The 24,815-nt window shown below is 60.1% G+C and carries 19 protein-coding genes; 9 read left to right on the top strand and 10 right to left on the bottom strand.

The genetic code is table 11. From position 1 onward, the window contains the following. Positions 1-490: 490 nt before the first annotated feature. The gene (locus CKW15_RS00375) at positions 491-1,381 is read right to left on the bottom strand and encodes a LysR substrate-binding domain-containing protein (protein ID WP_095059935.1); all 891 of its coding nucleotides are present in this window, start codon (positions 1,379-1,381) and stop codon (positions 491-493) included. 118 nt (positions 1,382-1,499) lie between these two features. On the opposite strand from CKW15_RS00375, the gene CKW15_RS00370 reads away from it, so the two are divergent. The 5 genes from CKW15_RS00370 to CKW15_RS00350 all read left to right on the top strand — a co-directional run bounded on the left by CKW15_RS00370 (position 1,500) and on the right by CKW15_RS00350 (position 7,165). Further along, positions 1,500-1,964: a (2Fe-2S)-binding protein gene (locus CKW15_RS00370; protein WP_095151241.1), complete on the top strand. Its 465-nt coding sequence runs from the start codon at positions 1,500-1,502 to the stop codon at positions 1,962-1,964. Beyond that, on the top strand, positions 1,964-4,168 hold the full coding sequence (locus CKW15_RS00365; protein ID WP_095151240.1) for a xanthine dehydrogenase family protein molybdopterin-binding subunit: 2,205 nt from the start codon (positions 1,964-1,966) through the stop codon (positions 4,166-4,168). Before CKW15_RS00370 ends, CKW15_RS00365 begins: the two co-directional genes overlap by 1 nt. Positions 4,169-4,174: 6 nt before the next feature. Continuing rightward, positions 4,175-5,065: a LysR family transcriptional regulator gene (locus CKW15_RS00360; RefSeq protein ID WP_095059932.1), complete on the top strand. Its 891-nt coding sequence runs from the start codon at positions 4,175-4,177 to the stop codon at positions 5,063-5,065. Positions 5,066-5,234: 169 nt separating this feature from the next. Beyond that, positions 5,235-6,734: a helix-turn-helix transcriptional regulator gene (locus CKW15_RS00355; protein ID WP_095151239.1), complete on the top strand. Its 1,500-nt coding sequence runs from the start codon at positions 5,235-5,237 to the stop codon at positions 6,732-6,734. 179 nt (positions 6,735-6,913) lie between these two features. Beyond that, entirely contained in the window at positions 6,914-7,165 is a 252-nt protein-coding gene (locus CKW15_RS00350) for a DUF1652 domain-containing protein (RefSeq protein WP_095059939.1), read from the top strand. Positions 7,166-7,662: 497 nt separating this feature from the next. Here CKW15_RS00350 and CKW15_RS00345 read toward each other — a convergent pair whose 3' ends face one another. The 3 genes from CKW15_RS00345 to CKW15_RS00335 form a co-directional block, all read right to left on the bottom strand. Further along, entirely contained in the window at positions 7,663-8,430 is a 768-nt protein-coding gene (locus CKW15_RS00345) for an SDR family oxidoreductase (RefSeq protein ID WP_095151238.1), read from the bottom strand. A gap of 155 nt (positions 8,431-8,585) precedes the next feature. Continuing rightward, on the bottom strand, positions 8,586-9,653 hold the full coding sequence (locus CKW15_RS00340) for a phosphotransferase family protein (RefSeq protein ID WP_095059929.1): 1,068 nt from the start codon (positions 9,651-9,653) through the stop codon (positions 8,586-8,588). Between the two features lie 143 nt (positions 9,654-9,796). Beyond that, complete coding sequence (locus CKW15_RS00335) at positions 9,797-10,762, bottom strand: 2-hydroxyacid dehydrogenase (protein ID WP_095151237.1); 966 nt, start codon at positions 10,760-10,762, stop codon at positions 9,797-9,799. Between the two features lie 426 nt (positions 10,763-11,188). Here CKW15_RS00335 and CKW15_RS00330 point away from each other — a divergent pair, with 426 nt between their 5' ends. Both CKW15_RS00330 and CKW15_RS00325 read left to right on the top strand, forming a co-directional pair. Continuing rightward, positions 11,189-12,469 (top strand): serine/threonine transporter, encoded by a 1,281-nt coding sequence (locus CKW15_RS00330; protein ID WP_095151236.1) that lies wholly within the window; start codon positions 11,189-11,191, stop codon positions 12,467-12,469. Between the two features lie 152 nt (positions 12,470-12,621). Further along, positions 12,622-14,274: a SulP family inorganic anion transporter gene (locus CKW15_RS00325; RefSeq protein ID WP_095059926.1), complete on the top strand. Its 1,653-nt coding sequence runs from the start codon at positions 12,622-12,624 to the stop codon at positions 14,272-14,274. A 134-nt stretch (positions 14,275-14,408) separates the two neighbouring features. On the opposite strand, the gene acnB is transcribed toward CKW15_RS00325, so the two are convergent. Next, complete coding sequence (acnB, locus tag CKW15_RS00320; protein ID WP_095059925.1) at positions 14,409-17,009, bottom strand: bifunctional aconitate hydratase 2/2-methylisocitrate dehydratase; 2,601 nt, start codon at positions 17,007-17,009, stop codon at positions 14,409-14,411. A 458-nt stretch (positions 17,010-17,467) separates the two neighbouring features. On the opposite strand from acnB, the gene CKW15_RS00315 reads away from it, so the two are divergent. After that, positions 17,468-17,938: a DUF1289 domain-containing protein gene (locus CKW15_RS00315; RefSeq protein WP_095059924.1), complete on the top strand. Its 471-nt coding sequence runs from the start codon at positions 17,468-17,470 to the stop codon at positions 17,936-17,938. Positions 17,939-18,041: 103 nt separating this feature from the next. Here the strand turns inward: CKW15_RS00315 and CKW15_RS00310 are convergent, their stop codons facing one another. After that, entirely contained in the window at positions 18,042-18,905 is an 864-nt protein-coding gene (locus tag CKW15_RS00310) for a universal stress protein (protein WP_095059923.1), read from the bottom strand. Between the two features lie 161 nt (positions 18,906-19,066). On the opposite strand from CKW15_RS00310, the gene CKW15_RS00305 reads away from it, so the two are divergent. Continuing rightward, positions 19,067-19,675 (top strand): tRNA-(ms[2]io[6]A)-hydroxylase, encoded by a 609-nt coding sequence (locus tag CKW15_RS00305; protein WP_095059922.1) that lies wholly within the window; start codon positions 19,067-19,069, stop codon positions 19,673-19,675. Between the two features lie 129 nt (positions 19,676-19,804). Here the strand turns inward: CKW15_RS00305 and CKW15_RS00300 are convergent, their stop codons facing one another. The 4 genes from CKW15_RS00300 to CKW15_RS00285 form a co-directional block, all read right to left on the bottom strand. Beyond that, positions 19,805-22,054 carry a TonB-dependent siderophore receptor gene (locus CKW15_RS00300; RefSeq protein WP_095151235.1) on the bottom strand — a complete coding sequence of 750 codons (2,250 nt, stop codon included), beginning with the start codon at positions 22,052-22,054 and terminating at the stop codon, positions 19,805-19,807. A gap of 165 nt (positions 22,055-22,219) precedes the next feature. Next, the gene (locus CKW15_RS00295) at positions 22,220-22,618 is read right to left on the bottom strand and encodes a PaaI family thioesterase (RefSeq protein ID WP_095151234.1); all 399 of its coding nucleotides are present in this window, start codon (positions 22,616-22,618) and stop codon (positions 22,220-22,222) included. A gap of 382 nt (positions 22,619-23,000) precedes the next feature. After that, on the bottom strand, positions 23,001-23,624 hold the full coding sequence (locus tag CKW15_RS00290) for a DNA-3-methyladenine glycosylase (RefSeq protein WP_095059919.1): 624 nt from the start codon (positions 23,622-23,624) through the stop codon (positions 23,001-23,003). A 22-nt stretch (positions 23,625-23,646) separates the two neighbouring features. Continuing rightward, entirely contained in the window at positions 23,647-24,729 is a 1,083-nt protein-coding gene (locus CKW15_RS00285) for a bifunctional transcriptional activator/DNA repair enzyme AdaA (protein ID WP_095059938.1), read from the bottom strand. Positions 24,730-24,815 lie beyond the last annotated feature (86 nt).

Here is a 24,815-nt window from a genome sequence, read left to right as displayed (position 1 = left end):
CATCGCTGGCAAGCCAGCTCCTACAGTGATCGATGGTGTTAACCCAATCTGTTACACCCCAAAAAACCCTGTAGGAGCTGGCTTGCCAGCGATGGCGTTCGATAGGTTTTTTGTGTTGGCTGGGCGGGCCTCATCGCTGGCAAGCCAGCTCCCACAGTGATCGATGGTGTTAACCCAATCTGTTACACCCCACAAAACCCTGTAGGAGCTGGCTTGCCAGCGAAGGCGTTCGATAGGTTTTTTGTGTTGACTGGGCGGGCCTCATCGCTGGCAAGCCAGCTCCTACAGTGATCGATGGTGTTAACCCAATCTGTTACACACCACAAAACCCTGTAGGAGCTGGCTTGCCAGCGATGGCGTTTGAAAGGGTTTTTGTGTTGGCTGGGCGGGCCTCATCGCTGGCAAGCCAGCTCCCACAGTGATCGATGGTGTTAACCCAATCTGTTACACCCCACAAAACCCTGTAGGAGCTGGCTTGCCAGCGATGGCGTCAGGATTGTGTACGCAAAGCCAACTGCTTGACCGCTTCAACCACCGGCGCCACTCGCTCGGCCTGACCCGGCGGCCACACTGCATACAGGTTGTAATGCGCCACAATCTGCGCGTCGTTCAGCGCGACTAATCGCCCGCTGCGCAACGCATCCGCCGCCAGCAATCCGCGCACCAACCCTGCGCCGACACCGGCCTCGGCCGCCGCAATCAGGCTCGCCGCGTTATCAAACACCACCCGCGCCGGTGGCTCGGTGGGCTCCATACCGGCAGCATCCAGCCACGGAATCCACGAGCGTCGCGTGTAACCCAACAGCGGCAGTTCAAGGATCTGCGCCGGACTCAACGGCAGTTGCGAACCCTGGCGCTCCAGCAGCGCGGGCGAGGCCACCGCCATGACCCGATCCCCGCAGATCTGCGTCATCTCGCAGTCTTCCCATTCGCCATAACCGTAGCGCAAGGCCAGGTCCACGCGTTCGAATGCGCTGCGGTCCGAGCGCGGCATCGACAGCAACACCACTTCATGATCGGGCAACAGATCCAGCAATTGCGGCAAGCGCGGGTTGAGCCAGCTCTGGGCCAGTTCACTGTCGACATCCAGGGTCAGGCGTTGCGCCACGCTGCGGTTCTTCACCGAAGACAGCGCCCGGTCGATCTGCGCCAAGCCGTCGGACAGCACGCTGGCGAACAGTTGCCCGGCGTCGGTCAGGTTGCTGCCGCCGCCTTCGCGTACGAACAGCGGCTGGCCGATGAACTCTTCCAGCGAGCGAATCTGCTGGCTGATGGCGCTGTGGGTCAGGTCCAGTTTGCGCGCCGCGCTGGAGAAACTGCCGCTGCGCGCCGCCTGGATAAACGCATTCATGGACTGCACCGACGGGTATCGCTTGTACATGCTGTTAGTCCTACTTACACAGGATGGCAGAAATCGTCGCTGGCCCGATTTTCACAAGGCTTCCAATAATCGATCACCAGGCCTGCACAAAGACGGGCCGCTCTCTTGGAGCCTGACAATGATCGAATTCACGGTAAACGGCGAACGACGCGAGCTGGTAGAGACATCGCCCTCCATGCCCTTGTTATGGGTATTGCGTGACCACTTGAAACTCACCGGCACCAAGTTCGGTTGCGGCATGGGCCTGTGCGGCGCCTGCACCGTGCACCTGGACGGCGTCGCGGTGCGTTCCTGCCAGCTGCCGGTCGCCGCAGCGGCGGGGCACAGCATCACCACCATCGAAGGCTTGTCGCCGACTGAACAGCATCCGCTGCAACTGGCGTGGGTTGCCGAAGATGTCCCGCAATGCGGTTACTGTCAATCCGGTCAGATCATGTCCGCCGCTGCGCTGCTTAACACCGGCGCGGCGGTCACCGACGATTCGATCCGCAACGCCATGTCCGGCAACGTGTGCCGGTGCGGAACTTACGGGCGCATCAACAAAGCGATCAAACGTGCGGCGTCCGCGCAGAAGGAGGCGTGATGACGATCTCCCCGATGGATCTCTCGCGGCGCGTGTTTCTCAAGCAAACTGCAACCGTTGCCTCCAGCCTGGCCATTGCGTTTTACCTGCCGTCCAGCCTTGCCGCGACTGACCCGAAAGCCCCAGCACCTGCCGGTGAATTCGAACCCAACGCCTGGGTGCGGATCCTGCCCGACGGCACGGTGAAACTGGTGGTGCACAAGCACGATTCCGGCACCGGAACGCATACGGCCTTGGCCGCCTGTGTGGCCGAGGAGCTGGACGTCAACCCGATGACCGTGCAGGTGATCTCGCCGGAAGACCCGTTCTTCGAAACCTACATTCATCCGATCTGGAAAGTCTTCTCCACCGGCGGCAGTACCAGCGTCTCGCTGGAATACGATCGCCTGCGCATGGCCGGCGCCACGGCCCGAGCGCTATTGATCGCAGCGGCGGCCAAACAGTGGAAAGTCAGCCCCGACAGCTGCGCAACCGAAGAGGGCCGTGTTGTTCATGCGGCGAGCAAGCGCAGCCTAGGTTACGGCGAATTGGTCGATGTTGCCGCGCACCTGCCGGCACCGACCAAGGTCACGCTCAAGGATCCGTCGCAGTTCAAGTACATCGGCAAACTGCGGCATAAGCGCGATGCCCAGGCCAAGGTCGGCGGGCGCTTCAAGTACAGCATTGATGTGGTGCTGCCGGACATGCAGGTGGCAGTCATCCAGCGTACGCCGGTGGTGGGGGCGAAAGTGCTGTCGGTGGACTCGGCTGCGACGCTGCAAGTACCGGGTGTACGCAAGGTGATTGTGGTGCCGGGACGGCCGGATGTGCTCGGCGGCAACCTGGAAGGCGTCGCGGTGCTGGCCGACAACTATTGGGCGGCGCACCAGGGCCGGGCACTGCTGAAGGTGCAGTGGAGCGATTCTCCCTTGGCCGGTTTCGACAGTGATGAGCTGGTCAAGGCCCAAACGGCAGCGCTGAGCGACAAAGGCGCGCAACGGGTCTCTGCCATGGCTGCGGGAGATGTGAGCGCGCAATGGCCCGCCGCCGCGAAGCTGATCGAAGCCGATTACCGCATGCCGTACAAAGTGCAGAACCCGCTGGAACCGATTTGCATCACCGCGCAGGTCAAGGACAACGCCATCACCTACTGGGGCGGGGTGCAGGTGCCGTCATCGGCGCTGGAAGCGGCGCACGTCGTGTGCAAGATCGCCAAGGACAAGGTCACCATCAACGAGCTGGTGTCCGGCGGCAGCTTCGGTGCGCGGGAAGCAAAGTATTGGCTGTTTGAAGTGGCCTACCTGGCGCAACAGGCCAAGGTGCCGGTGAAGTTGATGAACAGCCGCGAAGATGAAATGCGCTCATTGTTTATGCACCCGGCCACGCTGCACCGGGTCAAAGGGGCGCTGGATGCTCAAGGTCGATTGACTGCTTTGCAGCTCAACGCGGTGTCGCCAGCCTCACCGGAACAATGGGAACCGGGCTATTTCGAGCGCCCGGACAAGATGGATTACAGCACCACCGAAGCCATCACCGCTTGGGATTTTGCCTATCGCCCGGCGAACCTGGATCTGGTCTGGGTCAAGCACGAAAGTGACGTGCCCAGCGGCTGGTATCGTTCGGTGAGCTTCATCCCCAACGTGTTCGCCGTGGAAAGCTTCATGGATGAACTGGCCCATGGCGCAGGGCAAGATCCGTTGGCCTTTCGCCTGGCCCACATGCAAGACCGGCCAAGGCATGTCGCGGTGCTGAAAAGCGCCGCCGAACGCGCCGGTTGGGGCCAGCCATTGCCGAAGGGCACGGCGCTGGGGGTCGCCACCAATCAGGGTTACACCAGTTTCATCGCGGTGGTCGCGCGCCTGTCGAAGAAGGACGGCGCGATCAAGATCGACAAGCTCACCTGCGTGGTCGATTGCGGCCTCGCGGTGTCGCCCGGTGGCGTCGAAGAGCAGATCTATGGCGGCTTGATGTGGGGGCTCGGCCATGCGTTGTTCGATCAAATGGACATCAAACGGGGCAGGGTGGTGCAGAGTAATTTCCACGACTATCGGGTGCCACGCATGTCGGACATGCCAGCGGTGGACATCCTGGTCGTCGACGGCGAACCGTCCAAACCCGGTGGCGTTGGCGAACTGGGCAGCCCGTCGGTGGCCCCGGCCATTGCCAACGCGTTGTTCAGCCTGACCGGTGTGCGCCAGCGTTCGACGCCATTGACGTTGGGATAACCGGGTATGGACTTGCGCTTGTTGAGGTACTTCATGGCACTGGCCGAAGAGCTGCATTTCGGCCGCGCCGCGACCCGTTTGCACATCTGCCAGCCACCGCTGAGCCAGCAGATTCGTCTGCTGGAGGAGGAATTGGGTACGCCGTTGTTCGAGCGCAGCCATCACCGGGTTGAGCTGACGGCCGCCGGGCAAATGCTCAAGGAACAGGCGCCGCTGGTGTTCGAGCAACTCAACCGCGCGCTGGACCTGACGCGTCAGACCGGCCGTGGCCAGTTGGGCGAACTGGAAATCGGCATGATCAGCTCGGTGATGGTCGGTGTGCTACCCCGCGCCTTACACCTTTTTCGCGAGCGTTATCCGCACGTCAACTGGCGGTTGCATGAAATGACCCCGGCGGCGCAGGTCAAGGCGTTGAAGGAAAAACGCATCGATGCCTGTGTGTTCCGGGTCGGTTACGACGATCCGCAGTTGCGCAACGAACTGTTGATCTACGAGCCGATCCGGGTGGTCATGCCGGCCGATCATCCGCTGGCAACGCGTGCAACCCTGGCGCCATCGGATTTGGCTCAGGAACCCTTTGTGGCGCTGGAACTGAAGCAGTCGCGGTTCGCCGATTTTCTGTTCCAGTGCTGCATCCAGGCCGGGTTTACCCCGCAGATTCGCCAGCAAGTGATTGAGGTGCAAACGCTTCTGAGCCTGGTCCGGGCCGGTTTCGGCGTGGCGTTGTTGCCGGCGTCCATCGAGCAATTGGCACCGGCCGGACTGGTGTTTCGACGCCTGACCCCGGCAATGCCGGAAGTGCCGCTGTACGCCACGTACCGCGCGGACGACGACTCACCGGTGCTCAAGTTGTTTCTCGATACCTTGCGCGAATTGGTGCTGCAAGACGCCCGATAAACGCTGTACAGGTAGGAGGCGGCTTGCCAGCGAAAGCGGTGGGTCATTCAACACATTGGTTGGCAGCCTGACGCCTTCGCCAGCAAGCCGGCTCCTACAAAGGTTCTTTGCACTATCCAAAACCTCGGAGGTCGTACTTTCACAGGGTCACATCACTTGTGGAGCCGCAATGAGCCAGGACGTCCTGACCACCGAAACCAACCGTCGCCAGTTGCAGCAGATCATCGCGGGCCTGTCCGACGGCGTGATCCTGCTCGACCCCGACCAGTCCATCCGCTGGGCCAATGAAGCGGCTTTGGCCATGCATGGCGTCTCGCGCGTCAGCGATCTGGGCCCCGATGCCAAGGCCTACACCCAGCGTTTCGTCCTGCGCTATCGCAATAATCACCGGGTGCCCGTCGACAGCTATCCGATCAACCGCGTTGCGTGCGGCGAGACCTTCGGTGACGTCGTGGTGGAAGTGAACCCCACGGCAGACGCAGAAGAACGTGCGTGGGTTCACCGTGTCCGCAGCCTGGTCCTGGCGGACAGCCAAGGCGAGCCGGAGTCCCTGGTGCTGATCATGGACGACGTCACTGACTGGGCCAACGCCGAGCAGCGTTTCGAGAAAACCTTCGCGGCCAACCCCGCACCGGCGGTAATTTGTCGCCTCAGTGATTTGCGCTACATCAAGGTCAATCCCGGCTTCCTTGAAATGACCGGCTATGCCCGCGATCAGGTGATCGGCACCTCCACCTATGAACTGGATGTACTGGAGCAAGCCGAAAACAAAGAACTGGCCAAGCAGCGTTTGCGCGAGGGGGGCACCATTCCACAGATGTCGGCTGAGTTGCGGCTACGGGACGGCGGTAGCAAACAGGTCATCGTCGCCGGCCAGCCGCTGGATCTCAACGACGAAGCCTGCATGTTGTTTTCTTTCGTCGACATGGAACCGCGACGCAAGGCCGAAGTGGCCCTGCGCCAGAGCGAAGAGCGTTTTGCCAAGGCGTTTCGCCTGTCGCCGGTGCCCATTCTGGTGTGTGCTGCCGCCGAACAGGTGGTGCTGGACGTCAACGAAGCGTTCCTCGATACCCTCGGTTATTCGAGTGAGGAGGTGCTTGGCGTGACCATGGCGCAGATCGATTTCATCGACGACAAGTCGGCCCGTACACGGCTGTTCGCGGCGCTGGAGAAAGCCGGGCGACTGGATCGTATCGAGGTGCGCCTGCGCAAAAAAGACGCCGGATTGATCGACTGCGCCGTCTCGGCCGAGACCGTGAATATTCAGGACAATCGCTGCTATCTGCTGGTACTGATGGACATCACCGAGCGCAAGCGTACCGAGCTCGAGTTGGTGTCGGCCATCGAAGAGGTGATGAAAGACGCTTCGTGGTTCAGCCGCACGTTGATCGAAAAACTGGCGAACGTGAAGAGTGTCAACTCACCGAAACTGGCCAGTGTCTCGTTCGCCGACCTTACGGCCCGCGAACGCGACGTCCTGGGCCTGATTTGCGAAGGCCTGGCCGACAAGGAAATCGCCGCACGCCTGAAACTGGCGCCGAACACCGTGCGCAATCATGTGGCTATGGTGTATTCCAAGCTCGATGTGCACAGCCGCAGTGAGGCGATTGTCTGGGCCCGGGAGCGCGGTTTGTTCAGCGGTGAGTGGCGGTCCAGGGGGCCGCTATAAAGGTGCAAATGCACCAGGAAGCAAGGTGCAAATTCATGTGTTGAGCGGGTGCGGCTGTTTTTAGGCTGGAAGCGTGTGGCAGGTGCCTTCGAATGCCCTGCGTGTTCCCTTCGAAATCGCTCAGGAACCGCCCCAATGACTCAACAATACGATGTGGCTTGCGCCAAGGCTCCCTCGCGATGATCACGCAAGCGCAACTGCGGATGCAGATTGAACAGGGTTTTGCGCCGCTGGCCTGTGAGTGCAGCGTCACGGGTGACCATTCGCTGACCGTCAAGCTCTATCACCCGGTCACGGGACAGGTGGATCTGGTGGTCAGTGGCTTGAACATGATGACACTGCAGTCGGCCGAATCAGTGACGGCATTGATCGAAGAGCTGCGCTACGAACTTGAGACCAGCAGCCTGAACCGACCCGATCAGGCGATGTAAGAACTGTCAGGTTTTGCTGGCAACGGTCACTGGCGTGGCGATAAGTGGAGTGCAAATCATTTTTTTGTGACAGGTGCATGGACTTTGCACGCGGGTTCTGTTGTCACAAAAAAGTGTCTTTTCACTTATCGCGGGTCAACCGATGAAAACTCTTGGGAAACGCGTTTGTACTCCACTGTCGCTCGCTTTCTGCGCGGCGATGTTCGCGGGCTGCTCCAGCCCACCACCCCCGGCACCGCTGCCACCGCCTGAACGCACCTGTGAAACTCAGGATAAGACCGATGTCCTGGGCGATGTACGGGGCGAAAACGGCGAGGTCACACGAATGACCACGACTACCCGGTGTGTCACGCAGTAAGCCCGTCGCATGGCTTCTGTAGGCACGAGCTTGCTCGCGATGGTCTCAAGTACGCGGTGTTTAGCCAGTCAGCACGCGTCATCGTTAACGCCCATCGCGAGCAGGCTCGCTCCTGCAGGATTTTTTGGTGGTCAGGTCATCAGGACAGGAAACCGCCATCCACATTCAGCGAAACGCCGGTGGTGTAGCTGGAAGCATCGCTGGCCAGGTAAAGCACCGCGCCGGCCATTTCGTTTGGATCAGCCACACGCTTGAGCGGAATCTGCTGCAACGCGGTGTTCAAAATGGCCTCGTTCTTCACCAGTGCCGAGGCGAACTTGGTGTCGGTCAGACCCGGCAGCAGGGCGTTGCAACGGATGCCGAACTGCGCGCATTCCTTGGCAAACACTTTGGTCATGTTGATGACCGCCGCTTTGGTCACCGAATAGATACCCTGGAAGATCCCCGGCGAAACACCGTTGATCGACGCCACGTTGATGATGCTGCCGCCACCGTTTTCGCGCATCAGCTTGCCGGCTTCGACCGACATGAAGAAGTAACCGCGGATGTTCACGTCGACGGTTTTCTGGAAAGCGCCGAGGTCGGTGTCCAGTACGTTGCAGAATTGCGGGTTGGTCGCGGCGTTGTTGACCAGGATGTCCAGGCGTCCGAACTGTTCCTTGATACCGGCGAAGACCTGGCTGATCTGTTCCATCTCGCCAATGTGGCAAGCGACGGCGGTGGCTTTGCCGCCAGCGGCGATGATCGCGTCGGCCACGTGCTGGCAACCCTCGAGCTTACGGCTCGAAACGATGACGTGGGCACCTTGTTGGGCCAGGAGTTTGGCGATGGCCTCACCGATGCCACGGCTGGCGCCGGAGACGAAAGCGATCTTGCCGTCGAGGTCGAACAACTGAGTCTTGGACATGGGATTCCCTTAAAAAAGTCTTGTTGTTGTGTCAAATGCCGGGGTGTCGCTGATGCTGTTTGGTCGGGGCGGCTTGCTGCGATAGGTCATTGAACGAGTGTTATCGTTCACGATCTTCGCGAGCAGGCTCGCTCCTACAGGGGATCGCATCGAGGTCAGAGGGTGGATTTCTGGATGACCTGCAAGCTCATCTGCTCCAGCAGTTTGTTCATGTGAATGAACTGCGCGAAGCGTTTGTCCTGGGTTTGGCCGTGGTAGAAGCGGTAGTAGATCTGCTGCACGATGCCGGCCAGGCGGAACAAGCCGTAGGTGTAGTAGAAGTCGAAATTGTCGATCTGGATGCCTGAGCGCTGGGCGTAGTAATCGACGAACTCGCGGCGGGTCAACATGCCCGGTGCGTGGCTTGGCTGGCGGCGCATCAGTTGCACCGGTGCCGGGTCATCGGCTTCGATCCAGTAGGCGAGCGTGTTGCCCAGGTCCATCAGCGGGTCGCCGAGGGTAGTCAGTTCCCAGTCGAGTACGCCGATGATCTGCATCGGGTTGCTCGGGTCGAGGATCACGTTATCGAAGCGGTAATCGTTGTGGACGATGCTGGAGGTCGGGTGATCGGCCGGCATCTTGTCGTTGAGCCAGGCCTTGACCGCTTCCCACTGCGGGGCGTCAGGGGTCAGGGCTTTTTCGTAGCGATCGCTCCAGCCTTTGATCTGCCGCGCCACATAACCTTCGGGTTTGCCGAGGTCACCCAGGCCATAGGCGTTGTAGTCAACCTGATGCAGCTCGACGAACTTGTCGATGAAGCTTTTGCACAGGGCTTCGGTTTTTGCAGAGTCCAGCCCCAGCTCCGGTGGCACTTCGGAACGCAGAATGATGCCGTTGACCCGTTCCATCACATAGAACTCGGCACCGATCACCGATTCGTCGGTGCAGTGCACGTAGGCTTTCGGGCAGTACGGAAAACCGTCGCGCAATTGATTGAGGATGCGAAATTCGCGGCCCATGTCGTGGGCGGACTTGGCCTTGTGACCGAAAGGCGGACGACGCAGGACGAACTCCTGCCCCGGGTATTCCAGCAAATAGGTGAGGTTCGACGCACCGCCCGGGAACTGGCTGATCTTCGGCAGACCGCTGAGACCCGGAATATGGGCCTTGAGGTATGGATCGATCAGGCTGGCATCGAGCTCTTCGCCGGTGCGGATACGGGTGGACTGGTCAGTAAGCGTCATGCTTATCCCTTCTGCTTATTCTGGAGGCCTGAAACTATTGGCTAATCTAATGCGCATACCCCACGCCCACAACAAGGAGCGGCCCTTATTGGTGAGCGTGTTGCCGGCCAATCATTGCTTTTGATACACGCGTTTGAATTGTCTTACATGACAGCGCTGCCGACGCTGCTCGGCATTTCGATCGGGGTTAATACGGGTTGACCGGCAAAAAATGCCGTGAGGTTTTTGCCCACCAGTTCGACGGTGGCCTGTGTGGCTTCCGGGGACAACCCCGCAACGTGGGGGGTGAGAATCACGTTGGACAAGGTTTTCAGGGCCTGCGGCACTTGCGGCTCGGCATCGAATACATCCAGCGCGGCACCGGCGATACGGCGCTGTTCAAGGGCAGTGATCAGGTCAGCGGTGGCGACCACACTGGCCCGGGCGATGTTCACGATGAACCCGTTCGGACCCAGGGCATCGAGCACCTGGCGGTTGATCAGGTGTTTGGTGCCAAGGCCGCCGGGCGTGGCGATGATCAGGAAATCCGAGGCCCGCGCCAGTTCCGTGGGGGTGGAGCAGAACGTGTAGGGCACGTCGCTGCGGTGCTGGCGGTTGTGATAGCAAACGCTCATGTCAAAACCGGCGGCTGCGCGTTTGGCGATGGCCATGCCGACCGCGCCGAGGCCGAGGATGCCCAGGCGTTTGCCGGCGAGGGAAGGGCGCATGATTTTTGGCCATTCGCCACGGCGCACGGCGGCATCACAGCGCGGCACGTCGCGTACCAGCGCCAGCAGCAGCGCCATGGCGTGGTCCGCGACGGAGGAGGCGTTGACCCCGGCGCCGTTGGTGACGGTGATGCCCCGGTCGGCAGCGGCTTTCAAATCGACATGTTCATAGCCGGCGCCGATCACACAGATGATCTTGAGGTTGGGCAGCGCCGCGATTTCATCGGCATACAGCCCCAAAGGCCCACGGGTCAGAACGGCATCGATCTGGCTGGCATGCCGGGCAATGGCTTCGGCGCGCTCGGAGGGGGTGGGGGCCAGAATCAAGTGGAAGCCCTGATGTTCGAGGATCGGCAGGTAATCGTTGATGGTTTCAACCAGTACCAGAACGGTTGTAGGCATGCTTGGCTCCTGAGGGCGTCGGAAAGGTGGGCTCGAACGTCAATTGAGATGGCGGGCTGTGCGAGGTTTGGCAATCGCCAACGTTTGCCATTACTGGCTACTTTACTCAGTGTAGGAGCTGGCACAGCCTGCGATGAATTTCTGATTGTGTCTGCTTTTCAGGCGGCTGTGAAACGGAGCTAGCGTGCTCCGGAATGCATTGGCACATTCGACAGTTGTTTGATCGGACACACCGTATATCGTGAGCAAGTTCATTTTTATCGGTTTTTTTCGACAATCTGGTACCACCGTTCCTCACCTAAGTCTTTGCTTCTGCTCACTAATCCTCCAGAATCGCGCCCCTGTTTCGGCCAGGGCGCTGCCTGTCGGGTATTCCGACGCGTCCGGGCCGGGTGGCAAGTGACCGGAATGTGGAGATCCCACCGGATGAATGATCAGGCCAATAGCGTCAACAAACGCTATGTAGAAGCGACACCCGCGACGCTTTCGAGCTGGAATCGCCAAGACACCACCTGGATGCTGGGCCTGTTTGGCACGGCGATTGGTGCAGGAACCCTGTTTTTGCCAATCAATGCGGGCCTGGGCGGTTTCTGGCCGCTGCTGATCCTGGCGTTGCTGGCGTTTCCCATGACGTTCTACGCACACCGTGGACTGACCCGTTTCGTGCTGTCCGGTCGCGAAGGCGCCGACATCACGGAAGTGGTGGAAGAGCATTTCGGCATCAAGGCCGGTGCGCTGATCACCTTGCTGTACTTCTTCGCCATTTTCCCGATCCTGTTGATCTACAGCGTGGCGCTGACCAATACCGTGGGCAGTTTCCTCGAGCATCAACTGCACATCACGCCGCCACCGCGCGCTGTGCTGTCGCTGGTGCTGATCCTCGGCCTGCTGGCAGTGGTGCGCTGCGGCGAGCAGATGATCGTCAAGGCCATGAGCCTGATGGTGTACCCGTTCATCGTCGCGCTGCTGTTTTTGGCGGTGTACCTGGTTCCGCACTGGAACGGCGGCATCCTCGCCACTGCAAGCCAGGTGCCTGCGCCTTCGGCGTTGCTGCATACCCTGTGGCTGGCGATTCCGGTGATGGTGTTCTCGTTCAACCACTCGCCGATCATTTCGGCGTTCGCGGTGGACCAGAAGCGTCGTTACGGTCAACACGCCGAAGAGCGCAGTTCGCAGATCCTGTCGCGCGCCCATCTGTTGATGGTGGTGATGGTGTTTTTCTTCGTCTTCAGCTGCGTGCTGACCCTGTCGCCGGCACAACTGGCGGAAGCGAAGGCGCAGAACCTGTCGATCCTGTCCTACCTGGCCAACCACTTCAGCAATCCGACCATCGCCTTCGCCGCGCCGTTGATTGCTTTCGTGGCCATTTCCAAGTCGTTCCTGGGGCACTACATCGGCGCCAGCGAAGGCCTCAAGGGCTTGATCGTGAAGAGCGGCAAGCGTCCAACAGCCAAGGCTCTGGACCGCATGACCGCGGCCTTCATGCTGGTGGTGTGCTGGATCGTCGCCACGCTGAACCCGAGCATCCTCGGCATGATCGAGACCCTGGGCGGCCCGATTATCGCGGCGATCCTGTTCCTGATGCCGATGTACGCGATCCGCAAAGTGCCGGCGATGGCGCGTTATCGCGGTCAGGCGTCCAACGTCTTCGTGACGGCGGTGGGCCTGGTGGCGATCACGGCGTTGATTTACTCGCTGACGGCCTGATTTAAAGGTCAAGAGATCGCAGCCTGCGGCAGCTCCTACCGGGATCGGATCATCCGTAGGCGCTGCCGAAGGCTGCGATCTTTTGATTTTCAGCTACAGTGGCCGCTGCACGTGATACGTGCAGCGGTTTTTTTTCGCCTGGAGACATCGGATTGCCCAGCGCCTCGACTACCCATTCCACCGAACGACCCAGTCGCTGGCAGGACCTGTTGGCCGGGTTGTCGATTGCCGGCCTGTTGTTGCCCGAAGCGGTGGCTTATTCAAGCATCGCCGCAGTGGCACCCCAGGCCGGGGTGATCGCCTTGTTTGCCGGGTTGCTGTGTTATGGCCTGCTGGGTACCAGTCGCTTTGCGATTGTCTCGGCGACGTCGTCGTCCGCCGCGGTGCTCGCGGCGGCCACTGCGACATTGGCCAATGGCGACTCTGAGCTTCGCTCGACGCTGGCCATCGGGCTGGTGCTGATGACCGGGCTTTTCTTCTTGCTGGCCGGGTTGTTCAAACTCGGCAGCGTGACCTCGTTTATTGCCAAGCCGGTGTTGCGCGGGTTTGCCTTTGGCCTGGCCCTGACCATCATTCTCAAGCAGATCGCCAGCGTGGTCGGGGTGCATTTGACCGACACCAGCCTGGTGCGCTTTCTGCCGCAACTGCTTGAACAATTGCCGCAATGGAACTGGGTGGCGGCGGCGGTTGGCGCGGCGGCATTGGCCTTGTTATGGCTGTTTGGGCGGTTTCGGCGTTTGCCGGGCGGGATGTTGGTGGTGGTGATTGGCATTGCGGCGGGCCAGTGGCTGAACCTGCCGGCTTATGGTGTGAAACTGATCGGCATGATCGATCTGAGCCTTGAGGTGCCAAGACTGCCGGTGCTGCCGTTTTCCGACTGGTTGCGCTTGGGTGAACTGGCGTTCGCGATGGTGATGATCCTGTACGCGGAGTCTTATGGTTCGATCAGTTCCTACGCGCTCAAGCATGGTGATCGCGTCAAGTCGAACCGCGACTTGCTGGCCCTCGGCGCGTCCAACCTGCTGTCCGGCCTGTTCCACGGGATGCCGGCGGGGGCGGGGTATTCGGCGACATCGGCGAACGAAGCGGCCGGTGCAACTTCGCGCCTGGCAGGCATCGTGGCGGCGCTGGTGGTACTGATTATTGTGCTGACGGTCCTGCCTTACATTGCCCTGACACCTGAACCGGTCCTCGCTGCCATCGTCATTCATGCGTTGGGGCGCGGCTTGAGTCTGCAACCGTTGGGGCGCTACTTCATCTGGCGCCGTGACCGGCTGTTGGTGATCTGCGCGGTGGGCGCGGTCCTGATGCTCGGGGTGCTGGACGGCTTGTTGGTAGCGGTGGCGATCAGTGTGCTGCTGATGCTCAAGCAAATGTCGGCGGCGGATATCCAGATTCTGGGGCGCATCGATGGCGGTCACGACTTTGTCGACCTGCAACGCCATCCAACGGCGCAAGCCGTGCCGGGCGTGTTGATTGTGCGGCCGGGTGAGGCGTTGTTCTTTGCCAATGTCGAGCGGATTCTTGGCGGTGCGATGCGCTTGATCCGGCATTCGCAAACACCGATTCATACGGTGATTCTCAGTCTTGAGGAGTCCCCCGACCTGGATGGCACCAGCATTGAGGCGTTGCAGGAGTTTTTTGTGCGGGTGCATCAGGAAGGCAAGCGGTTGATGCTGGCGCGGCTTAAGGATCAAGCGCAGTCGGTGTTGGCAGCGTTGCCGGAGGTGGAGGCAAACGGGGCGGTGCTGAGTGGGTTGAGTGTGGATGGAGCGGTGCAGCAAGCGCTCAAACGGAACACATAATCGGTGGGAGGGTTTTTGTGGCGAGGGGGCTTGCCCCCTCGCCACAAAAAGCTCTCACTTCACTGGCGAATTTTCAGGCATAAAAAAACGCCGCTCATCTCACGATGGGCGGCGTTTTTCATTGCGTTGCTACGTTAGGCTTGAACGACCGGGATCTTGGCGTTCGCAGCAGCTTCACGGAACTCGGCGATCTGGTCGAAGGACAGGTAGCGGTAGACATCGGCCGCCATGCTGTCGATCTTGCCAGCGTATTCCATGTACTCCTCGACGGTCGGCAGGCGACCCAGGATGGAAGCCACGGACGCCAGCTCAGCCGAAGCCAGGTAGACGTTAGCGCCGTCACCCAGACGGTTCGGGAAGTTACGGGTCGAAGTCGACACAACAGTCGAGTTCGGCTCTACACGTGCCTGGTTACCCATGCACAGCGAGCAACCCGGCATTTCCATGCGAGCGCCGGCCTTGCCGTAGATGCCGTAGTAGCCTTCTTCGGTCAGTTGGTGAGCGTCCATCTTGGTCGGCGGCGACAGCCACAGACGAGTTGGCAGCTGACCCTTGACCTGTTCCAGCAGTTTACCGGCAGCGCGGAAGTGACCGATGTTGGTCATGCACGAACCGATGAACACTTCGTCGATCTTCTCGCCAGCAACGCTGGAGAGCAGGCGGGCGTCGTCCGGGTCGTTCGGCGCGCAGAGCACAGGCTCTTTGATGTCGGCCAGGTCGATCTCGATGATTTCAGCGTATTCGGCGTCTTTGTCCGCTTGCATCAGCTCAGGGTTGGCCAGCCAGGCTTCCATTGCTTGAGCGCGACGTTCCAGAGTACGTGCATCGCCGTAGCCTTCGCCGATCATCCAGCGCAGCAGGGTGATGTTGGACTGCAGGTATTCGGCAATCGACTCTTTGGACAGCTGGATGGTGCAACCGGCAGCCGAACGTTCAGCCGAGGCGTCAGACAGTTCGAACGCTTGCTCTACGGTCAGCTTAGGCAGACCTTCGATCTCCAGGATGCGACCGGAGAAGGCGTTCTTCTTGCCTTTCTTCTCTACGGTCAGCAGGCCAGCCTGGATCGCGTAGTAAGGAATGGCGTGAACCAGGTCACGCAGGGTGACGCCTGGCTGCAGCTCGCCTTTGAAGCGAACCAGAACCGACTCAGGCATGTCCAGCGGCATGACGCCAGTAGCTGCGGCGAACGCAACCAGACCGGAACCGGCCGGGAACGAGATGCCGATCGGGAAACGGGTGTGGGAGTCACCACCGGTACCGACGGTGTCTGGCAGCAGCATGCGGTTCAGCCACGAGTGGATGATGCCGTCGCCCGGACGCAGGGAAACGCCGCCGCGGGTCATGATGAAGTCAGGCAGGGTGTGGTGGGTGTTCACGTCGATCGGCTTAGGGTAAGCCGCGGTGTGGCAGAAGGACTGCATCACCAGATCGGTCGAGAAGCCCAGGCACGCCAGGTCTTTCAGTTCGTCACGGGTCATAGGACCGGTGGTGTCCTGGGAACCTACGGTGGTCATCTTCGGTTCGCAGTAGGTGCCCGGACGAACGCCGGTCACGCCGCAAGCCTTGCCGACCATTTTCTGCGCCAGGGTGAAACCCTTGGTGCTTTCAACGGGCGCTTCTGGCTTCTTGAACAGAGTCGAAGGTGGCAGACCCAGCTCGGCACGCGCCTTCTCGGTCAGGCCACGGCCGATGATCAGCGGAATACGGCCGCCAGCACGTACTTCGTCCAACAGGACCGGGGTCTTCATTTCGAAGGTGGTCAGGACTTCGTCGGTGCCGTGCTTGCAGACTTTGCCGGCATGCGGGTACAGGTCGATCACGTCGCCCATGTTCATGCTGGACACATCGAATTCGATCGGCAGTGCGCCGGCGTCTTCCATGGTGTTGTAGAAAATCGGTGCAATCTTGTTGCCGAAGCAGAAACCGCCGGCACGCTTGTTCGGCACGTAAGGAACGTCGTCGCCGAAGAACCACAGTACGGAGTTGGTGGCCGATTTACGCGAAGAACCGGTACCGACCACGTCACCGACGTAGGCGATAGGGAAGCCTTGACCGCGCATTTCTTCGATCTGCTTCATCGGACCGGTGACGCCTTGCTCGTCCGGCACGATGCCGTCGCGAGCCATTTTCAGCATGGCCAGGGCGTGCAGCGGGATGTCTGGACGGGACCAGGCATCAGGAGCAGGGGACAGGTCGTCGGTGTTGGTTTCGCCGGTAACCTTGAACACGCGCAGGCTGATCTTGTCGGCCAGGGTCGGGCGCTTCACGAACCACTCGGCATCAGCCCAGGATTGCAGTACGCCTTTAGCGTGAACGTTGCCGTTCTTGGCTTTTTCAGCGACGTCGTGGAAAGCATCGAACATCAGCAGGGTGTGCTTGAGTTCTTTGGCAGCTACTGGTGCCAGTTCGGCGTCGTCCAGCAGGTTTACCAGAGTCACGATGTTGTAGCCGCCCTGCATGGTGCCGAGCAGTTCAACAGCGCGCTTCTTGTCGATCAGGGGGGAGTTGGCTTCGCCTTTGGCGATGGCAGACAGGAAGCCGGCCTTTACATAGGCTGCTTCGTCCACGCCTGGCGGAACGCGATTGGTGATCAGGTCAACGAGGAATGCTTCTTCGCCAGCCGGGGGATTTTTCAGCAGCTCGACCAGGCCTGCAGTTTGTTCGGCGTTTAGCGGCTGGGGAACGATACCCAGTGCTGCGCGCTCTTCGATATGTTTGCGGTAGGCTTCAAGCACAGTTATTACCCTCATCAGTGGTCCCAAATGGGTGTCCGGGACGCTCATCCCGAAATTGCCGTACTCATGCGCTGCATGGCGTTGTGAGCCACTTAGCCAGAATTACCGACAATTCCTTACAGAAGCTGCTTTCAAAGTTTTACGCCTGCAGAACGGGAGCTGATGAGGGTTGGCGTTGGGCTTTTCCCCGCTGGAAAAACCCCTCGCCAACACCGCTCTGAAGGAACGACTGTGCTCGTGACGCTTTGAAAACAGCTTCTAACGGACATTGGCGCCTAAAAAGGCAGGCTGATTCTACGGCAAAAAAAAATTAAAGGTAAGTCAGTGTTTATTGGACTTTGGTGGTGGCCGTCGGCAAAGAGCCACCGAGCGCTTTGGCCCCGAACTTTGAGGGGTGATGAATATTCGACAAAGGGCTACCATGCCGGCCTGTTTTGCTTTTTCGCGTTTTGCCTATTATGCCCAATCAGACCATCAAGACGCCCTGCGTCGGCCTTTGCTCCACTGTCTACGGTGACCTGGTGTGCCGTGGCTGCAAGCGGTTCCATCACGAAGTGATTCACTGGAACGGCTACAACGAGGAAGAAAAGCGCGCGGTGTGGCTGCGTCTGGAGCAGTTGCTGTCCCAGGTAATGGCCGCCAAAGTGGAAGTTTTCGACCCGGTGCTGCTCAGAATGCAGCTGGAACAACGCAAGATTCGCTTCGTGCCCCATCAGTCGGAATATTGCTGGGCTTATCAATTGATCGCCCGGGGCGCGCGGGTCATCAACAATCTGGAAGCCTACGGCATGGTGTTGTTGCCGGAATTCCGCGACTGGAACCTGCCGGAACTGCGCGATGCCATTGATCGGGAATTTTTCCTGCTGTCCGAGGCGCATTACCAGCGCTACATCGCGCCGGGGTTTCTGAAAGACGCCTTTGGCGGCTAAGAGCATCGCGAGCAGGCTCGCTCCCACAGGGGATTTGTAGCGACACAGATCCAATGTGGGAGCGAGCCTGCTCGCGATGACGTCCGAATCGACACCAAAGAACTCAACGCCTGTCGATCAACTCATCAATATGATCCGCCACTTCCGCCGGCTTAAGCACCAACACATCGCTTTCCACCTTATCCAGCACCACTTCCGCCGTATTGCCAATCAATGCCCCTGACAGCCCGGACCGCGCCACGGTGCCGATCACGGTCACGGCCGCCTGCAGCTTGTGCACCAGGAACGGAATCAGCACATCCGCCGGTCCTTCCTCGATATGCAGGTGTTGATCGTCGATATCGAACTCTGCCTGGAATGCCCTGCACTGATCGCGATAACGCTCAGCGATGGTTTCGCTCAGTTGAAGCGTCGGGTCGGCGGCCGACAGCATCGGCGACGGATGGGCGCTGATGACGTGCAAATGAGCCTTGGCGAGGCTGGCGATGTCGTAGCCATGGTCGATGATGGTGTTGTGCAGGTGACGGTGTTCAAGGTCGGTGTTGCCGACATCGACGGCTGCCAGAATCACCTTGTCTTTCCACGAGCCTGCCGTTTTGACCAACAGTACCGGGGTTGGACAGGCCCGCAGCAGTTTCCAGTCTTCCGGAGTGAGCAGGGCTTTTTTCAAGGGGTTATCGGGGAAGTGCTGCTTGACCACCAGCCCGCAGCCTTCAGCCTGCTGCACATCGACGATGGTTTTATGCTGGCTGTCATTCCAGGCCTGCTCGGTGGTGACGCTGTAACCATCTTCAAGCAAGGCGGACTTGAGCACGCTCAGCATGCCGCTGTGATCATGCTTGGGGTCGCAGACCAGCAGGTGCAAATGCGCCTGGGTCACGCCGGCAATCAACTTGGCCCGTTTGAGCGCCAGGCTTTCCGAGTGCTGGGGTTCGATGACCACCAGGATGCTGCGAATGGCTTGCATGATCGGGATCTCCTGAAATTAAAAATGCACGGCGTTGCACAACTATAGTTGCTGCCCGGCATTCGGGGACTTGATGCATATCAACGGTTGGCGTCTGGTGGTCTGCGGGCAGGCCGGTATAATCGGCGCCCTTCGTTTTGAACCTTTTATCCGTGAGCCCCATGATCCTTCCCGAAATTCACGAGTTCCTTGGCTGCCGCACCCCTGACGGCTGGGTCCAAGCCGCGCTGGCCGATCAGGAAACCCTGCTGATCGACCACAAGAACTGCGAATTCAAAGCCGCCAGCACGGCATTGAGCCTGATCGCCAAGTACCATTCCCACGTTGACCTGATCAATTTGATGTCGCGCCTGGCCCGGGAAGAGCTGGTGCACCACGAACAGGTCATGCGTTTGATGAAGCGGCGCAAGATCGAACTGCGCCAGCTGTCCGCCGGGCGCTACGCCTCGGGGTTGCGCAAGGTTGTGCGCAGCCATGAGCCGGTGAAGCTGGTGGACACGCTGGTGGTGGGCGCTTTCATCGAGGCCCGCAGTTGCGAGCGTTTCGAGGCGCTGGTGCCGCATCTGGATGAAGAGTTGGGCAAGTTCTATTTCGGTCTGCTCAAGAGCGAGGCCAGGCATTTCCAGGGTTACTTGAAGCTGGCCTATCAGTACGGGGACGCGAAGGACATCGCCCAGGTGATCGACAAGGTTCGCGCAGCCGAGCAGGAACTGATCGAATCACCGGATGTGGAATTCCGCTTCCACAGCGGCATACCCGCCGCCGCATAACCCCTGTAGGAACGAGCCTGCTCGCGAAGAACTCAAGCGCGACGCGTGCATTCAGACAGCGCGCGTTATCGTTGACGTCCATCGCGAGCAGGCTCGCTCCTACAGGGTTTTTTGGTTCAGGCGTTCAGCTTAGAAATCCCACTTGGTGGTGAGCATCACGTTGCGCGGTTCGCCGTAATACGTGGTGTCGAAGTTGCCCAGGCCCGTCAGGTAGCGTTTGTCGAAGACATTGTTGGCGTTGACGGTGAAGCTCAGGTGCTCGTTGTATTCGTAGCGGCTCATCAGGTCGACGAGGGTGTAGCCACCTTGTTTGATGCTCGTGTAGTCGCCCACGGTCGGGCTGTAGATCTTGCCGTAGAACGCGCTCTGCCAGCTGATGCCGCCACCGACGGTCACTTGATCCAGTGCGCCCGGCAAGCGGTAGGTGGTGAAGGTGCGAACGACGTGTTCCGGTTTGGTGGTCGACAACGGGTAGCCGTAGATCCGCTGTTCGTCGGCGTCCCGGGTGCGGGCGTAGGTGTAGCCGGCCGACACGTTCCAGCCATCGGCCACTTCCCCGGCCAGTTCCAGTTCCACACCTTTGGTGGTTGCACCGTCGACGGCTTTGTAGATGCCTTCGTTGGTGACCGGGTTAGTGCCGATCGACTCGGCGACGTTGTCTTGCTCGATGCGGAAGAAGGCCAGGCTGGCGTTCAGGCGACCGTCGAAGTAAGCGCCTTTCAGGCCGGCCTCGTAGCTGTCGCCTTCGACCGGCGCCAGGGTTGAGCCCGCCGCATCCTTGTAGGTTTGCGGCTGGTAGATGCTGGTGTAGCTGGCGTACACCGAATAGGTGTCGTCCAGGTCATAGACCACACCGGCGTAAGGCGTGACCACGCCATGTTCCTTGTAACTGGCGTGAGTGTCATCGAGTCCCGCACCCGGATAATACGAATAGTCTTCGTTGTACTTGAACGTGCTCAGACGGCTGCCGAGGATGATCGACAGGTCGTCGGTCGCGTGCAGGCGCGTGGCCAGGTACAGGCCGTTCTGGCTTTGGGTGCGCTCGTACTTGCCGTTTTTCGGGAAGTCCTGCTCCGGCAAGTCGCCGTTCCAGTCGTAGATGCTGCCCGGGACCATTTCGAAAGCGCTGGTGTCGTAGGTCGAGCCGGTCTGGCGTGAATGGGACGCCATGAAACCGGCTACCAACTCATGTTCACGGCCACCGAGGCTGAATGGACCGGTGACGTTCACATCCGCAGTGTTCTGCACGCGATGACCTTCCCAGCGACCCCAGTAGAGGAACATGCCTTCGCCGGTGGCGCGGTCCGGGTTGCCGCCGCTGGCCGAGGCCAGGCGCGTGTCGTGATCGGTGGTTTTCTGATCGAGGCTGGCCTTGAACTTCCAGTCGTTGGCGAGGGCCTGTTCGAGGGACGCGAAGTAAGTGATGTCGTCGAAATCGCGACGGCTCCAGTCGGCACCTGGGTTGAAGTGACGCGAGAAATCGGTACGGCCGCCGTCCGAGAAATACACCGGGTTGCCGGTCCAGGACGAGCCTCGCGGTGTCGTGCTCGACTTGTCGATACCGAACGTCAGCAAGGTGTCGGGCGTCAGGTCGGCTTCAAGCACGCCATAGAACAGGTCTTTTTTCTGGCTGTAATGATCCTGGTAGGAATTCTTGTCGGAGTAAGCGCCGACGAAGCGCCCACGCACGCTGCCGGTATCGTTCAGCGAACCGGAAATATCGCCGACGCCGCGATAGGCGTCCCACGAACCGACGGTGCCGCTGATCGACGCCTTGAATTCCTTGGTCGGCTTCTTGCGGATCAGGTTGACGGTCGCGGACGGATCGCCCGAGCCGGTCATCAGGCCGGTAGCACCCTTGACGATTTCGATGCGGTCCAGGCTGGACGCGTCGTCGCCGTTGTTGGGGTTTTCACCGTACACGCCGTCATAAGGAATGTTGACGCCGTCGTACTGGAAATTGGTGATGGCAAACCCACGGGCGGAAAACTCGGTGCGGTCACTGTCGTACTTCTGCGTCGAAATGCCGGGGGTGTTGCGCAGTGCATCGCCGATGCTCTGCACGCCGCGATCGTCCATCTGCTGTCGGGTAATGACCGTCACCGATTGTGGCGTTTCGCGGATCGACAGCGGCAGACCGGTGGCCGAAGACGTCGAGCCGGTGGTGTAGGAGCGGGTGCCTTCGGTGGTGGCGCCCAGTGCCTGGCCGGAAATGGTCGTCGCGCCCAGTTGCAGGACGCCGTCGTCCTTGGCCGGTTTTTTCTCGGCATTGGTTTCAGCGGCGTGGGCAGCGGGGGCAAGGCTCAGCAGGGCGGCGGGCAGGGTCAGCGCCAGAGGGCACAAGGCAAAACGAAAACGGGCGGCAAGCTGGTGCGACATGGGGATCCCTTTGCGTCGAATCGGTCGGTAGTTGAAGTGCTTCTGAGGGGTTAACCGAACCAAAAACGCAAAGGGGAACTGCCGCGTGAAAAAAGTTGATAATTATTCTCAGAAAATCAGGCCGAGGCGCTCATGCCACACCTCGCCCAGCACAGACCGTCAGGGCTATTCGACGGGCACCAGAATCGCGTCGCCCGTCGCCACCAGTTTCAACTGATCACCGGTTTGCGCGAACAACTCGGCGTGGGCGAATACCTGCTTCTTGCCGGCCTTCACCACGCGACCCCGGGCGATGAAGACTTCACCGACGGCGGGCGAAAGGCAATTGACCGAAAAATGCGACGCCAGCACGTTGCCGGCGACCGTTCCGGCGGCAAAACCGCAGGCGGTATCGAGCATCGCGCCAATCAGGCCGGCATGCAGGAACCCTGCGTATTGCGCCATGTCGGCTTCGCGAAACGCCAGGGTGAGCTCGGCTTCGCCACTTTCGGCGCGGGTGACTTCAAAGCCGGCCCAGCGGTTGAAGGCTGAGGTCGAGTTGATCTGTTTGAGTGTGTTGAGCATGACGAATCCCTCCGATTGAGGCATCAACATGCGCCGGGAGGTGGTGGGTGTCATCGACCATAAGAGCGGGTGATAGGCAGGCGGATTTGTGGTGAATGGGCTGGTCCCTTCGCTGGCAAGCCAGCTCCCACAGGTTTTTGGGGCTCCACAGAGGTCTTGTTCCGCACCGGTCATTGTAGGAGCTGGCGTTCAACCGGGCGTTGGTCAGGGCGTTCAGTCGGTTGAACTCTGGATTGTGATCGACCGTGGATGATGTGTTGAATGTGCCGACGTCATCGCTAGCAGGCTAGCTCCCACATTTGAAATGCAATCCCCTGTGGGAGCTAGCCTGCTAGCGATGAGCTGTAGGAGCAAGTTTGCTTGCGATGAACGATCACGCGGTCTACCGACCAGGCACGCGCCACAAATACCATGCTGCCACCGTCCGATATGGACTCCACGCCAGGCCTATCTCCATCATCTGCTTGCGGGTCGGTTGCACCTCCAGCCCTTTGAGCCGCCGATAACCTTCGCGTACGCCGAAGTCATCGGCGGGCAGGATATCCGGTCGTTCCAGGCTGTAGATCAACAGCATTTCCACGGTCCAGCGACCCACGCCGCGCAAGGTGATCAGGCGTTCGATCAAGGCTTCATCGTCCATCGCCAGCGCCGTGGCGTAATCGGGAACGATGCCGTCCAGCGCGGCCTGAGCAATGCCCTGAATGGTCGCTATCTTGCTGGCGGAAAAGCCACAGCTGCGCAATTGATCGAAATCCGTGGCGACCAGTTGTTCCGGTCGTGGAAAACCCCCAGTACCCAACAAACCCACCAGCCGCCCGACAATCGCGTCGCCGGCCTTGGCGTGCAATTGTTGATAGGCAATCGCGCGCACCAGCGATTCATAAGGATCACGCGCCGGATGCGGTTGATGCAGGCACGGGCCGATAGCGTCGATGTGACGGCGCCAGTCGTCATCAAGGGAGGCCAGGAATTCACTGGCGGGCAAATAGGGGTCGAGGTTACCCATCAAGTCCTTCTTGATCGAATTTTCAGAACGCCAACTGACGTGTCATCTGTGTTTTCGCATGCTCAAGCCTGAGCAGGAACGCCTTGCGCGGTTGTCCGCCGCCATAACCGGTCAACGAACCGTCGGCGCCGATCACCCGATGGCAGGGCACCACAATCGACAGGCGATTATGTCCGTTGGCCAGGCCCACCGCGCGACTGGCGCCGGGTTTGCCGAGGAGCGCCGCGATGGCGCCGTAGGTGGTGGTCTGGCCGTAAGGGATTTTCGCCAGTTCGGCCCAGACCTGCCGGGAAAACTCGGAGCCGGGCATGTGCAAGGGCACACTGAACTCCATGAGATTGCCGGCGAAGTACGCCGCCAGTTGAACCTCGATCTTTTGCAAATGTGCGTTGTGCCCGGGGGCTACAGCGTAGCCATGGCGGTGCTGCAACGCTTCGATTTCACGGGTGAGGGCGGGCCGATCGAGAAACTCCAGCAACACCAGCCCACGGCGTTCGGCCATGGCGATCATCGGCCCCAGCGGCGTGGTCAGGCGCGTAAACAGCAGGGGCTCACTGTGGGCAGCACGCCCCGGCGTGGTGTGAAAGGATTTCTGGAACGCATCGCGAAAACCACTCAGGGATTCGTAGCCTGAGTCGAACGCGGCGCTGTCGATGGAATCGCCCTGTTTGATCCCGCCCAATGCCATGCCCAGGCGCCGGGTACGCAGCCAGGCGTGAAAGGTCATGCCGAAATGTTGCTTGAACCAGCGGCGCAGTTTCAGCGGTTCGATGCCTTGTGCCTGCAACTGGGCATCGGTCCAGCGCAGCTCGGGATCGGCGTCCACCGATGTGAGCAACGTTTGCACCCAGTCTGGTGCAATAGCGGCAGCATCCAGCGGCTTGCACCGCAGGCACGCGCGGTAGCCGGCCGACAGGCACTCGTCGGCATTGGCAAAAAATTCGACATTCTCCGGTTTCGGCTTGCGCGCCGTGCAACTGGGGCGACAGAAAATGCCGGTGGTCCTGACCGCCGTAAAGAACACCCCCTCGTAGGCGGTGTCTCGTTCGAGCATGGCGCGGACCATCTCGGCGTGGGGTGGAAGCAGCGTGTGTTGTAGGTTCATGGACGCAGCATAGAACGCGTCACGGTCGGCCTCCACCGGAAAATCGACAGAGAATTTCTTCTTTCAACTCAACTCCCCCTGTAGGA

The sequence above is a fragment of the Pseudomonas sp. Irchel s3b5 genome, from assembly GCF_900187435.1.
Taxonomy (GTDB): Bacteria; Pseudomonadota; Gammaproteobacteria; order Pseudomonadales; family Pseudomonadaceae; genus Aquipseudomonas.
This window is presented reverse-complemented; position numbering and strand designations above follow the sequence as displayed.

Bases quoted from the DNA above. Each gene is read 5' to 3' on its own strand.
- CKW15_RS00375 (WP_095059935.1), bottom strand. From the start codon at position 1,381: ATGTACAAGCGATACCCGTCGGTGCAGTCCATGAATGCGTTTATCCAG.
- CKW15_RS00370 (WP_095151241.1), top strand. From the start codon at position 1,500: ATGATCGAATTCACGGTAAACGGCGAACGACGCGAGCTGGTAGAGACA.
- CKW15_RS00365 (WP_095151240.1), top strand. From the start codon at position 1,964: ATGACGATCTCCCCGATGGATCTCTCGCGGCGCGTGTTTCTCAAGCAA.
- CKW15_RS00360 (WP_095059932.1), top strand. From the start codon at position 4,175: ATGGACTTGCGCTTGTTGAGGTACTTCATGGCACTGGCCGAAGAGCTG.
- CKW15_RS00355 (WP_095151239.1), top strand. From the start codon at position 5,235: ATGAGCCAGGACGTCCTGACCACCGAAACCAACCGTCGCCAGTTGCAG.
- CKW15_RS00350 (WP_095059939.1), top strand. From the start codon at position 6,914: ATGATCACGCAAGCGCAACTGCGGATGCAGATTGAACAGGGTTTTGCG.
- CKW15_RS00345 (WP_095151238.1), bottom strand. From the start codon at position 8,430: ATGTCCAAGACTCAGTTGTTCGACCTCGACGGCAAGATCGCTTTCGTC.
- CKW15_RS00340 (WP_095059929.1), bottom strand. From the start codon at position 9,653: ATGACGCTTACTGACCAGTCCACCCGTATCCGCACCGGCGAAGAGCTC.
- CKW15_RS00335 (WP_095151237.1), bottom strand. From the start codon at position 10,762: ATGCCTACAACCGTTCTGGTACTGGTTGAAACCATCAACGATTACCTG.
- CKW15_RS00330 (WP_095151236.1), top strand. From the start codon at position 11,189: ATGAATGATCAGGCCAATAGCGTCAACAAACGCTATGTAGAAGCGACA.
- CKW15_RS00315 (WP_095059924.1), top strand. From the start codon at position 17,468: ATGCCCAATCAGACCATCAAGACGCCCTGCGTCGGCCTTTGCTCCACT.
- CKW15_RS00310 (WP_095059923.1), bottom strand. From the start codon at position 18,905: ATGCAAGCCATTCGCAGCATCCTGGTGGTCATCGAACCCCAGCACTCG.
- CKW15_RS00305 (WP_095059922.1), top strand. From the start codon at position 19,067: ATGATCCTTCCCGAAATTCACGAGTTCCTTGGCTGCCGCACCCCTGAC.
- CKW15_RS00300 (WP_095151235.1), bottom strand. From the start codon at position 22,054: ATGTCGCACCAGCTTGCCGCCCGTTTTCGTTTTGCCTTGTGCCCTCTG.
- CKW15_RS00295 (WP_095151234.1), bottom strand. From the start codon at position 22,618: ATGCTCAACACACTCAAACAGATCAACTCGACCTCAGCCTTCAACCGC.
- CKW15_RS00290 (WP_095059919.1), bottom strand. From the start codon at position 23,624: ATGGGTAACCTCGACCCCTATTTGCCCGCCAGTGAATTCCTGGCCTCC.
- CKW15_RS00285 (WP_095059938.1), bottom strand. From the start codon at position 24,729: ATGAACCTACAACACACGCTGCTTCCACCCCACGCCGAGATGGTCCGC.